The 13,222-nt window shown below is 68.0% G+C and carries 2 protein-coding genes and 3 pseudogenes; 1 reads left to right on the forward strand and 4 read right to left on the reverse strand.

Annotated features, from left to right (window positions below):
- On the reverse strand, positions 1-6,011 hold a 6,011-nt coding region (locus tag IEX89_RS11040; protein WP_444544458.1), incomplete at its 3' end, for a cadherin-like domain-containing protein.
- 1,146 nt (positions 6,012-7,157) lie between these two features.
- Positions 7,158-7,373, reverse strand: a pseudogene (locus IEX89_RS11045) (transposase); the annotation flags it as partial.
- Positions 7,374-7,644: 271 nt separating this feature from the next.
- Here IEX89_RS11045 and IEX89_RS11050 point away from each other — a divergent pair.
- Positions 7,645-8,865 (forward strand): IS110 family RNA-guided transposase, encoded by a 1,221-nt coding sequence (locus IEX89_RS11050; RefSeq protein ID WP_188913396.1) that lies wholly within the window; start codon positions 7,645-7,647, stop codon positions 8,863-8,865.
- Positions 8,866-9,198: 333 nt separating this feature from the next.
- Here the strand turns inward: IEX89_RS11050 and IEX89_RS24430 are convergent.
- Together IEX89_RS24430 and IEX89_RS24435 are read right to left on the reverse strand one after the other, a co-directional pair.
- Positions 9,199-9,318, reverse strand: a pseudogene (locus tag IEX89_RS24430) (IS256 family transposase); the annotation flags it as partial.
- A gap of 1,317 nt (positions 9,319-10,635) precedes the next feature.
- Positions 10,636-13,110: pseudogene (locus IEX89_RS24435) on the reverse strand (beta strand repeat-containing protein); the annotation flags it as partial.
- Positions 13,111-13,222: the final 112 nt, after the last annotated feature.

Below are 13,222 nucleotides of genomic sequence, written 5' to 3' on the forward strand. Positions count from 1 at the left end.
TGGTCGGCCCGCGCGCCCGAATAGTAGGCGAAGTCCGTCCCGTCGCCGCCGAACAACGTGTCGTCGCCCATGCCGCCGGTGATGCGGTCGTTGCCGCCGGCCGAGCCGATCGTGTCGTTGCCGCCGCCGCCGTTCAGAACGTCGTCGTCCTCGCCCAGCACGATGATCTGGGCCGCGTCGTCGCCGAAGACGACGTTGGGACCCGCGCCGCCCTGGACCGTCACGGCGCCGACGATCACGGCGAAGTCCACGTCCTGGAGCGTGATCACGGTGCCCGAGGGCAGGCCGCTCACGTCGATGACGAGGGCTTCGGGCGCGCCCGTCCCCGCGCCGCCGGCGATGAGGATGGGCTCGGGCAGGGTCGTCGTGCCCTGCGCCACCGTCGGCGTGACGGTGCGCACGACGAGGGGTGCGTCGCCCGAAAGCGAGCCCGCGTAGCGGGACGCGGCCGCGTTCATGGCGTCGCGGTCGGCGCCGGCCGGGACGTCGTCGCCGATGCGGGCGAGGAGATCCGCCAGGCCGTTCTCCGGCGTGAGCGCGCCGGGCTTGCCCTCGACGACGAGGCCGGCACCGGTGGGCAGGCCGGCGCGGAGCGCGCCCGTCCCTTCGCCGGGGCCGATGGGGATGTCGGCCAGGCTGTCGTTGCGGGTCGAATCGTCCTCGATGCGCGAGGGCGTGGTGGGCGTCACGACGAATTGCGTCTGCGGCGCGCCGTCCGGGCCCGTGGTGGTGGTGGTCGCGACGGTGGCGCCGTCGATCGTCCCGGTCGTCGGGGGCGGAGGCGTGCCGCCGCCGCCGCCGGGAGGGGGCGGGTCGGCGACGTTGATCGTCACCTGCGACGTCGCCGACGTCGCCCCCGCTGCGGCGTCGCGCAGCGTCACGTCGAACACGTGCGCGCCGAGCTCGGTGGAGGTGTAGCGCAGGCTCTGGAGGAAGGTCGAGACGAGCGCGGGCGTCGCGGCCGCGTTCAGGCTCACGACGAGGTCGTTCGTGCCGGCACCGGCGGCGGCGATGGTCCCGATCGCCGTGCCTCCCACCGTCACGGCGTCGCCGACGTCGATCACCCCGTCGCCGTCCGCGAGCACGGTGCCGGCGAGGGAGAAGTCACCCGAAAGCCCGGTCGAGGCGCGGGTGATGGTCAGCGCGCCCCCGTCGAAGTTCGCGCTGTCCGGGTCCGTCACGGTCGCGTTCGCGCCCGCGTCGAAGCCGACGACGGCACCCGTATTGGCGGAGACCGTCCCGGCGAGGTCGGCGATGACGGGCGGGTTGGGCGTCACCTCGATGGTGAAGCTCGCGAGGTCGTCCTGGTCGCCGGAATTCGCGGTGCCGTCGCCGTCGTTCAGCGTCAGCGTGAAGCCGCGGCTGCCGAGGACGGAGGGGGCCGAATAGGTCAGCGCCTGGAGGAGCGTCTCGATGCGCGCGCTGGTCGCGTCCGCGTTGAGGCCGATCTCCAGGGCTGTTCCCTGCCCGGCGAGCGTCGCACTCACGGTGCCAATCGCGACCCCGCCCACCGAAACGATCTCGCTGGCCCCGATGACGCCGTCGACGCCCGAAGTCACGCCCGTGCCGAAGCCCCACGAGCCGTTCGGCGCCCCGGTACTCTGCGCGATCACGAGGAAGCCGCCGTCGTAGTCGGCGGAATCGGGGTTGGTCACGCTCGCATCGTCGAAGAGCGCGACATTGGCGGCGCCCGCCCCGGCGACCACCTGCGAGGTCTCGCCGGCGACGTTGCCGATGACCGGCGGGTCGTTGACGGCGGTGACGGTGAGGGCGGCTGATACCTGCGTGACCTCGGCCGCCGTCTGGTCGTTCACGGAGACCGTGAACGTCGTGTCCCGGGTCGTGCCCGCGGGCAGGTTCGCCGGGGTGAACGCGAGGGTGTCGAGCGCCGTCGTCGCGGCCGTCGCATCGGTGGGGCTCAGGCGGTAGACGCCGCCGCCCTGGTCGACGAAGCCCCCGTCGGAGAGCGTTCCCGCTGCCGCGTTGGACAGGCGGACCTCCACGACGAGATCCGTCTCGCCGGTGTCGACGTCGGCGACGGTGACGCCGCCGAACAGCGCTTGCGCACCGACATTGTCCAGGAGCCCGGTGGTGACGACGGCGCCGCCGATCGTCGGCGCGTCGTTCACGGCCGTGATGTCGACGGAGATGGTTCCGAGCGCGACGTTGGTGGCGACGCCGTCGTCGGCGGTGAGCGTGAGCGTCGCAGCGTTGGTGCCGTCGGCGTTCGCCGCCGGCGTGTACTGGATGTTGGTGGCCGTGCCGAGATAGGTGCCGATGTTCGCGGCGGTGCCGGTGAGGGTCAGCACCGAGGCCGTGCCGCCGACGGTCACGTTCGGATCGGCCGTCGACGCCGCCAGCGTGCCGGCGTCCGCTGCAATGCGGAAGACGACATTGCCTGCACCCGAGTCGGCGTCGGCGAAGGTGATGCCGGAGAGGTCGAGGTTGCCCTGCGTGTCCTCGGTGAAGGACACGCTCGTCGGCACGCCCGTCGCCGTCGGCGGGTCGTTCACCGGGGTGACGTTGACGTTCACGGTGCNCTCGGCGCCGGCCGGGACGTCGTCGCCGATGCGGGCGAGGAGGTCGGCGAGGCCGTTCTCCGGCGTGAGCGCGCCGGGCTTGCCCTCGACGACGAGGCCGGCACCGGTGGGCAGGCCGGCGCGGAGCGCGGCCGTCCCCTCGCCGGGGCCGATGGGGATGTCGGCCAGGCCGTCGTTGCGGGTCGAATCGTCCTCGATGCGCGAGGGCGTGGTGGGCGTCACGACGAATTGCGTCTGCGGCGCGCCGTCCGGGCCCGTGTTGGTGGTGGTCGCGACGGTGGCGCCGTCGATCGTCCCCGTCGTCGGGGGCGGAGGCGTGCCGCCGCCGCCGGGAGGGGGTGGTGGGCTGACGTCGAGCGTCACGGTTCCGTTGTCGCCCAGAGCGCCGCCCGAGCCCGTATTGCCCCCGTCATCGACAGCCACCGTCAAGGTCACGTCCGTCGACACGGCCGGATCCGTCGTGAAGCGGACGTTGCTCGTGGCGATGAAGGCGTTGATCGCCGTGACGGTGCCGGTGAGCGTCAGCGCCGTCGGCGTGCCGCCGACGGTCACGCCGCTCCCGGTCGTCGCGAGCGTGCCGCTCGGGACGGAGAGCGTCACGGTCACCGACCCGAGGCCCGCGTCGATGTCGGACACGGTGATGCCCGTCAGCGCGGTCGCGACGCCCTCCGTCACCGCGATGGTGCCCGGTACGGTGAGGTCCGGCGCGTCGTTTACGGCACTCACCGCCACCGAGGCGAGATCCGTCGCGGTCGAGAAGGCCGTGCCGCCGCCGTTCGTCGTAGTGTCCGTCGTGCCGCCGTTGGTGCCGCTGGTCCGATCCCAGGCGCGGAAGGTCAGCGCGTTAGGGATCGCGCCGTTCACGTCCGGCGTTGGCTGGAAGTAAACGAGCGCATCGGATTGCAGCAGCAGCGCCGCGCTCGAGGACACGGCCGGAGCCTGCGTCCAGATGTTGGCGCCGTCGGTCGAATACCACAGCGTGCCGAGCGAGCTCGTCGCGGTAATCGCGATGCCCTGCACGGCGCCCGTATCGACGTCGCTCATGCCGCCGACGAGCGCCGAGACCAGCGTCGAGCCCGTCGGCGAGGCGTTCGTCGGCGCGCCGCGATCCTCGGCGATCCCGGTCAGCGCGGGCGACGACGTCGCGTCCAGCACGGGAGCGTCGTTGGCGTTCGTGATGCTCACCGTCTGCGTCCGCGCGACCGACGCGAGCGACCCGTCCGTGACGGCGAAGGAGATCTCGCGGTCGCCGTTGCCGGCGCCCGTCGCCGGGTTGTCGTTCGTCGTCGAATAGGTGATCGAGCGCAGCGCCGCTTGGTAGTCCGCCACCGACGCCGTGCCTGCGAGGGTCAGGATGCCGGACCCGTTGAGGCTCCCGCTGATCCCGTTCTGGGTCGTGAAGTTGAGCAAATCGCCGGTGGCGAAAGCCGTGATCGTGATCGTCGCACCCGTGAGGTTCGCGTTGTCTGCATCCGTGAGCGTCAGGCTCGGGGCGACGACCGTCGCGCCCGCATCCTCGACGTGAGCCGGCGCGCCGCCCCCGATCGTGACCACCGGCCGCGCGGCGACGGTGATGGCGAAGGTCAGCCCGGTGAGCGCCGCGGCGGTATTCTCCCCGCCGTCGCGAACCTCGAACGTGACGGAATCGGACGCGCCCGCGCCGCCGCCATGCTCATACTTGATCCGACCCGCGTCGATGTCCGCCTGGGTGAAGGTCCCGCCGTTAGCGATCGCTTCGCCGCCGTCAACCAAGCCGTTGCTGTTGGCGTCCGAGAACAGCGTGCCGTTCGCGGTCGCGGTCGTCACCGTATAGGTGATGCCGGCGCCGTCGTCGTCCGGGTCGCCCTCGTGAAGGTTCGTGTCCGCGATGGTCACAAGCCCGCCGGTCTCCGTTGAGACGCCGGTGTTGACGTAGCCGAAGGCGGGGTTCGTCGTCGGCGCGTCGTTCACCGGGGTGACGTTGACGTTCACGGTGCCCAGATTGACGGGACCGCTGCCGTCGTTGGCGCTGAGGTCGACCGTCGTCGCCGGCGTTCCGTTGGCGTTCGGCGCGGTGGTGTACTGGATGGTGGCGGGCGTGTTCAGGACGGTGTCGATGACGGCGGCCGCGCCCGCGAGCGTGAGCGTTCCGGAGCCGGAACCCGTCACCGTCACGCCTCCCCCGCTCGTGGCGGCGAAGGTGCCGGCTCCCGCGGTGAGGACGAGGCTCACCGAGGCCGAATCGGGGTCGGCGAACGAGATCGCCGAGAGGTCGAAGTCGCTCGCCACGTCCTCCGTCACGGTGACGGAGGCGGGAATGCCGGTGGCAGACGGCGCGTCGTCGACGGCGGTGACGTCGATGGCGACGCTGCCGAGCGCGACGCTCGTCAACGCGCCGTCGTCTGCGGTGAGCGTGAGGGTCGCAGCGGCGGAGCCGTTGGCGTTTGCCGCCGGCGCGTACTGGATGTTCGAGGTTGTGTTCAGGAACGTGTCGATATTCGCGGCGGTGCCCGTTAGGGTCAGCACCGAGGCCGTGCCACCGACCGTCACGCCTCCGCCGCTCGTCGCCGCGAGCGTGCCTGCGCTGGCGGCTATGCGGAAGATGACAAAAGCCGTTTCGACGTCCGCGAAGGTGATGGCCGAGAGGTCGAGATTGCCTTGCGTATCCTCGGTGAAGGTCACGCTCGCCGGCACGCCCGTCGCCGTAGGCGCGTCGTTCACCGGCGTCACGTTGAGCGTGATCGTGCCGTTCGCCGGGCCGGTGCCCGCCGCGTCGCGGATGCGCGTCGTGATCGTCGCGTCCTGGTCGTAGTTCGCCGCGGGCGTAAAGGCGACGGCGGCGAGCGCTGCGTTGACGTCCGCGACCGAGCCCGTAACCTCCCACCGGCCCATGCCGGCATTGTACGTCGAGGTGACGGAGCCGAAAGTGCCGGTGGTGAGGGAGCCCGCGGCGGTGTTGTCCAGCGTGAGCGTCGCGGTGATCGTTTCCCCACCGTTTAGATCGGTGACGACAATGTCGTCGAGCTCGACCGCGCCACCCGGATCCTCAAGATATGATCGTGTTTGATGAAGATTAGTAGCGGTCGGAGGGCTGGGTGGGGCCGTATCGAATGTGTCGGCCTCGTCGACGACCAGGGTGTTGGGGATAATCATGGGCTCTTGATCGAGAAAGACGATCGAGACGTCGTCCCGGGAAAAAAAGAAGACGGGCCATTCAGCTCCATCAACGATGGCAGTACCAAGATACGTGCCCGTGGTTGGGGTGGAATCGCCGATCGTTCCCGCCGACACCGTATCGCCGATCTCGAATGTCGTATCGGCGTCCCCGTCAATCAGGGTTCCGCCGACCAAACTAGTGAGGGGACCGGTGGCACCATCACCGTCGCCCTCGTAGTCGATGAAATGCGTGAAGGTGAAAGTCGCCATTGCATTTTTCCAATGTTGCCGCTGACGTTTAGGAACGCGGCACAAGAGTCGCCTCCAGTATCGCATTACTCCTTGCCGATTATCCACCCCTCTCGTTTCAAGAAAATATCCCTATCGCGTTAAAGATGTAGTTCGACTCGCGGTGAAGCCGATTTGTGGGGACGGCCGTCTCGTTCGAGGGGTTTTCCGGTCGGTGACGTCACGCTGGTCTGCCCGGGAGCCCGGCGCCGATCCACCTTCGCCCGAGAGGGCATGAAGGTCCGACCATTGTAACCGCCGAGTCGGCGCCACGGTCGCGACGCTGCGCCCCCCGCAGGCGCTTTGCGCGCTCGGCAAGCTGCGCCTTGTGAAGTCGGGATACCTCACGGTCAGCGGGCCCGGATCGACGCGGGTGCCCTCGTCAAGCGTGCGCCGCTGATCGCCCCAATTGCGCTCCGGATGTTGCGTGTCGCCCACGATCGAGCGCGCGATGAGCCCGCGCGGGGTCGGTCGGCATCAGCCGGCTCTGTTCGATGAGGTTGACGCTCTCGGCGAGAAAGGAATTTTGGTCGTTTGCAAGCCGCGCGTCGGGCATCGGCGGTCGCTGTTCGCAGGCCGGCGCGAAGTCCGGGTCTTGCTTCGTTTCGGCGACAAATTCCCGACCGTCATCAGCCGGCCGCTCGCGTCCTTGATCCGAGGGCGCCCGTGCTCGTCGAGAACGAGATCGTGCCCCGCCGCGTGGTGTAACTGACTTGGGGGCCATGGCGATCCTGGGCATGGCCGACCCGTCCGCCGGCAGCGCGGATCGCAGCCTCGCCGGCTCGCGTGGCAGCACGTTCCGGAGGCCTTCGTCGTTCGTCTTCATCAGAGCACCCCAGCATTAGCGATCGGGAGCAGATGAAGAATATGGTCCTGACCCCGTTTATGGTCCGGCGATGCGAGAGGTTCACGAAAGGTACGGGACATGGGTCGAAGAGACGGGATCGCGAGAAACCTGTACCGCTCCGAGCGCTCCGAGCACGCAAACTCGATAGGGTCGTGATCCGCACATCTCCATACGGGGCCGCGGCGTCGAAGAGGCCGCATCACGAGGCTGGACACACGACCGCACCCGATCGCATGTCCATAACGGCGAAAAACCGCTTGCATCAGCGGGGGCATCCGATCATGTCCCGAGGCGTGGTGTAGCTGACGCGGTGCCATGGACGATCCTGGGCGTGGCCGGATCGTTCGTCAGGGCTCCATCGCTGGCAGGCTGACGGCGGGATCATCGCTCATGCCGGCGATGGTTTCCAGGGTCATGTATCTCGCGCGCTGGACGGCCCATTCGTCGTTCTGTTCGAGCAGGATCGCGCCGACGAGGCGGACGATGGCGTCCTCGTTGGGGAAGATTCCGACGACCTCGGTCCTGCGTTTGATCTCGCCGTTGACGCGCTCGAGCGGGTTGGTAACCGGCATGATGATCGCGGAGCCGACGTTCCGCTGCGGCTTTTCTCGGCTGCGGCGTATGCTGCGAGCATCCGGGACGGAGGCTCCGGGAGCACGTAAGGTGCGGGCAGGCCGCTAAATTCGATGAGCTGCGAGCTCGTGTTAGTAGCTGGCCGCCTCTGCGACTCGCCCGGTTGCGCCGTGAGCGCGGATCCGTAGGTGTCGTGTCGCCCGCCGCTCCCGTTTCGTGTCCACAGGATCGAGGGAGGCAGACATGCGACGCGTGATCGGTATCGACCTCCACCGCACGTTCGGCGAGGTCGTGATCTGGGACGAGGGTGTGCTCCGGCGGGTTGGCCGGGTCGAGATGACCCGCACCGCTCTCGAGGGCTTCGGCAAGACGCTGGAGGCAACCGACGAGGTCGTCATCGAAGCGACCGGCAACAGCATGGCGGTCGCGCGGGTTCTGGCGCCGTTCGCGGCGCGGGTCGTCATCGCGAACCCGCTGCAGGTGAAGGCCATCGCGCATGCTCATGTGAAGACCGACAAGGTCGATGCGGGGACGTTGGCGAGCCTGCACGCGGCGGGCTTCCTCCCGGAGATCTGGACGCCCGATGCCGCGACCGAGAGGCTGCGTCGGCTCGTGGCGCGGCGCCACCAGATCGTTCGCCACCGCACCCGGCTGAAGAACGAGGTGCACGCGATCCTGCACGCCCATCTCGTTCCGAAGTGCCCGCATGCGGACCTGTTCAACCGGCGCGGACGGGCATGGCTGACCCGCCAGCCGCTGCCGGACGACGAGCGCGCGGCCATCGAGCGCAACACGCGCGAGCTCGACCGAACGGCGGAGGACCTCGCCGAGATCGATCGCGAGATCTCGCTGGCGGTGATGGACGACGCCGCGGTCAGGCGGCTGCTGACGATCACCGGCGTCAATCTGGCCGTGGCCGCCGGCCTCATGGCCGCGATCGGCGACATCGCGCGGTTCAAGAGCCCGCAGAAGCTCGTCAGCTACTTCGGCCTGAACCCGCGCGTGAGGCAGTCCGGCCTCGGCGCCGCCCATCACGGGCGGATCAGCAAGGTGGGACGCAGCCACGCACGGGCGATGCTGGTCGAGGCTGCGTGGGCCGCGGCGAAGGCGCCCGGGCCGCTGCACGCCTTCTTCGTGCGCATCCGCGCCAAGCGCGGCCACCAGGTCGCGGCGGTCGCCCTCGCCCGGAAGCTCGCGGTCGTGTGCTGGCACCTGCTCACCAAGCAGCAGGATTACCTCTGGGCGCGCCCGGCGCTGGTCGCCAAGAAGACCCGCGACCTGGAACTGAAGGCCGGCTTCCCTCAGAAGAAGGGCAATCGGCGCGGCCCGACCTATGCCTACAACGTCAAGGCTCTTCGCGACCAGGAGCGGAAGCTCGCCGAGCAGGCGGAGAGAAGCTACGAGCGGTTCGTCGCAGGCTGGAAACAGCGCCCCTCGCAGCACGGGGCGCGCGAGCGCCTCAATCCGGCAAGGCAGGAATAGGGCACCCGGCGGCGCTCTCGGCCGTCACGCCGCTCTTCGCCACGAGGTCGCTCGCGCGCACGAAGAGTAGCAGCGCCGGGCGACAGCGTCGATCCAGCCGCACCGGATGCCAGCGCGTTGTCTGGCATCCCCGACCCCGAGCATCCCAGCACCGTGCTCGGGCCGGTCAAGGACGCTGCGCGCCGCTGCGCGGTGCCCTGCGGGCATCCTTGACCGCCCCTGCGCGCGGCGCTCCTGCGCAATCAGGTCGGAACGAAGATCGAAGCCGTTCCGACGGGCGCGAGGAACGGCGCTGGTCGCGATCCCTCGAACGAGAAGCAGGCGAACAAGGCTCTTGTCGATCTCATCCGTCGAGTGCAGCTTGGCCCGATGCCGCAGCGGGAAGTCCATGTAGGCGAGGACGTCGTGTTCGGCCTCGTCCATCAGGCCCGCGAGCTTGGGCGCCTTGGGCCGGANGGTATACCGGGACGCGGCCGCGTTCATGGCGTCGCGGTCGGCGCCGGCCGGGACGTCGTCGCCGATGCGGGCGAGGAGATCCGCCAGGCCGTTCTCCGGCGTGAGCGCACCGGGCTTGCCCTCGACGACGAGGCCGGCACCGGTGGGCAGGCCGGCGCGCAGGGCGGGCGTATCGTCGTCCGTGCCGATGGTGGGACCGATGGGGATGTCCGCGAGATCGTTTTGCGGCGTTTCGGAGTCTTCGACCCGATCCGGCGTCGTTGGCGTGACGACGAGCTGCGTCTGCGGCGTGCCGTCGGGCGCGGTCGTCGTCTGCTCCTCCACCGTCGCGCCGTCGATCGTGCCGGTCTGCGTCGGGGGCGTCGGCGGCGCTGGAGGGGTCGCGACCGTCGCCGTCACCCGCGACGCGACCGAGGTCGCGCCGCCCGCCGCATCGGTGAGGGTCACGTCGAAGACGTGCTCACCGACGACGCTCGAGCCGTAGCGCATGGCCTGCAGCAGCGTCGAGACCGCGGCCGGCGTCGCGTTCGCGGCGAGCGCGACGAGGAGCCCGTTCAGCCCCTGGCCGTCCGCGACGGCATCGACCGTGCCGACGGGCGTTCCGCCGACGGTGATCGTCTCGCCCGCTGCGATGACGCCGTCGCCGCCCGCCGCCACGGTGGCGCCGTCGAGCGAGAAGTCGCCGGCGAGGGTCGTCGAGACGCGGTCGATCCGGAGCGATCCTCCGGAAAAAGTCGTGCTGTCGGCATCCGTGACGGTCGCATCCGATCCGGCGTCGAAGCGTGCGGACGAGCCCGTCGCCACCGTGATCGTGCCGGCGAGATCCGCGATCGCCGGCGGATTGGGCGCGACCGTGATGGTGAACGTGCCGGTGGCGTCGGCAACGCCGCCGTTGGCCGTCCCGTCGCCGTCGTCGAGCACGTAGACGAAGCCGCGATCGCCGAGCCCCGTCGGTGCCGAATAGGCGAGCGCCCGCAGCAGCGTCTCGATCCGCGCAGGCGTTGCGTTCGTGTCGAAGTCGATCGTGAGCGCGGCGCCGTCGGCGCCGAATTCCGTGGCGCTGATCGTGCCGATGACCACCCCGCCGACGAAGACCGTCTCACCGGCCGCGATGATCCCGTCCGTGCCCGCGAGCGCGCTCGTGCCGTCGAGGCCGAAGGACCCCGTCGTGACGCCGCTCGTCTGCGCGATCCGCAGGAAGCCGCCGGCATGATCGGCGGAATCGGGGTTCGTCACGCTCGCATCGTCGAAGAGCGCGACGTTGGAGAGCCCTGCGCCGGCGACGACGCTGGCGGTCTCGCCGGAGACGTTCGCCACCACCGGGGCGTCGTTGACGCCCGATATCGTCAGGGACGCGGAGGTCGTCGTCACCTCGGGCGCCGTCCCGTCGTCGACGGCGATGGTGAAGCCGGTCGAGAGGCTCTCGCTGGCCGCGAGCGTGCTCGCCGGGGTGAACGCGAGCGAATCGAGCGCCACCGTCGCCGCGGCCGCCGAGACACCCGAGAGACGGTAGACTCCGCCACCCTGGTCGGTGAAGCCGCCGCCCGCCAGCGTGCCGGCCATCGCATTCGACAGGCGGACCTCGACGACGAGATCCGTCTCGCCGGTGTCCACGTCACCGAGAACGACGCCGGAGAAGAGGGTCCGCGCCCCGGCCTCGTCGGTCAGCGCCGTGGTGTCGACGCTCCCCGCGATGGTGGGAGCGTCGTTCACCGCCGTCACCGCGACGGAGGCCGTATCGAATGCGCTGGAGAAGGCGCTCGTGCCGCCGTTCGTCGTGACGTCCGCGGCGCCACCTGCGGCCCCGACCGTCCGATCCCAAGCGCGGAAGGTGATGGCGTCCGCGATCGTGCCGTTCACGTCCGCGGCGGGGCGGAAGTAGACGTGGTCCGTGCTGCGCAGGAGCAACGCGGCGGCCTGCGACAGGCCGAGCACCTGCGTCCAGGTGGTGCCGCCGTCGATCGACCAATGAAGCGTGCCCTGTACGCTCGTCGCGATGATGGCGATGCCCGCGAGCGCGCCCGTGTCCGGGTCCGAGACGCCGCCGAGGAGGTCGGACACGGCGGTCGCCCCCGCGAGCGAGCCGTTGGTCGGCGCCGGCGCGTCCTCGCTCACCGCCGCGAGCGCCGGCGACGCGGAGGTGTCGAGCATCGGCGCGTCGTTGACCTCCGTGATGGTCAGCGCGATTGTCGCAAATGTCGTCGCCGCGGCGCCGTCCTCACCGCCGTCGGCGAGGCTCGCCGTGAATTGGTCGAGCCCGCCACTCGTGCCGTTATGGGCGTATCTCAGCGTGCCGTCGATCACGTCCTGCGCGGAGAAGGTATCGCCCGCGCCCAAGGCCTCGCCGACATCCACGGCGCCGTCAAGGTCGAGGTCTTGGAAGAGGGTCCCGAGGCCGGGCGCCGTGCCGATGGTCCAGACCAGATCGTCGCCAGAATCGTCAGGATCGAGCTCGTCGATGTCGGCCGTCGTGAAGGCGTAGGTCGCGCCCTCGGCGAGGGTCGCCGCGAGATCGCCGGCGACGACGGGGGCGTCGTTGACCGCAGTCACCGAAACGATCTTTGTCACCTGCGCACTCGTCGCCATGCCATCGCCGACGGTGATGGCGATCGTCCGATCCGCTGTGCTAGGAGCATCCGACGTGTTGGCGTAGCTCACAGCGCGCAACGCCGCCTGGAACTCTGCGAGCGTCGCAGTTGCTCCTGCAGAGGTAAGCGTCAGCGTTCCTGTGACAGCATCGAAAGATGCCGACACGTTGCCCATAGAAGACCCGTCATTATTGAATATTAGAATATCTTCAGCGGGAGAATAGTTATCGATTATTCTAAAATTGGCTTGAGAAAGAGTCAGATTGTCGTCAACGACAATTATCTCAGGGTCGATTGTAAAGGATGATCCATTTTCAAGATAAGAAACTGTTCCAGCGCTTGGCGTGACGACTGGCGTTTTGTTCACGCCCGTGACTGTTATCGTTGCTGTGCCATTGTCTGTTCGACCCGTCGAGTCAGATAATGTGTAGCTAAATTGTACCTGTCGTGTTTCGCCCTGCGCCAGCTGGTCAAAATCTCCGTCTGGATCGAACTCGATCGTTCCATTCGCTGACACTCTTATCCGTCCGCCGTCCGCAATGTCAGACCATACTCCGACAAGTGCACCGTTTGCTTCGGAGACACTCAAAGGATCTACAACACCAATGCTACCAGAATTATCGAGGTCGAAATCATTCGTAAGAATGTTGCCGGTGAGGACTTTATCTGCATCGACTATGAACGCATCATCTACAGCAGTTGGACTATCCTCGAGCTGATTATCATAGAAGACCGTCTGGCTGACGATAGTTCCAGGTTGGAAGCCCAGGAAGGTCCAATCCAGCGTCAGGCGCGTCGTCGTCACATCATATGTTGGAGCGTTGATCGTGTTGACGCCACTCATTCCCCCCTGGTCAATAATCGTTCCAGGCGCAACACCTTGGGGTGCGAGATCATCAATATAGATTCTAAATGAAGCAGGTTGAGCTTGACCCTCGAAGCGGGCAAAGATCTCGTTTTCTGTAATGTCGATCGTAACGGTGCCCGTCAGCAATCCGTTCGGCCCTTGCACCGGCTCTTGGTCGCCGTTTCCATCCGTGTCTGACATGATCCGTGCTGAGATAACCGTGGTCAGCTCAGCACCGTCGCCGACAGTGGCCGAGACATTGACGGGAACAACCTTCGTGGCGTCTTCGAAGAATCCAGAAATCTCAAATGTCAGATTTACATCGATACCATAAAGAGTAGACATAATTGTCATCCACTTTCGCCAGACGAATCAGATTTCGATGTATAGCGGCTTGGCTTTAGGCGAGCAATCGACAAGACGAGCGCGGCAAAGTTTAGTCAATAACTATTCATTTTCTCGTCCG

Origin of the sequence: Salinarimonas ramus (assembly GCF_014645695.1) — a bacterium.
GTDB lineage: Bacteria > Pseudomonadota > Alphaproteobacteria > Rhizobiales > Beijerinckiaceae > Salinarimonas > Salinarimonas ramus.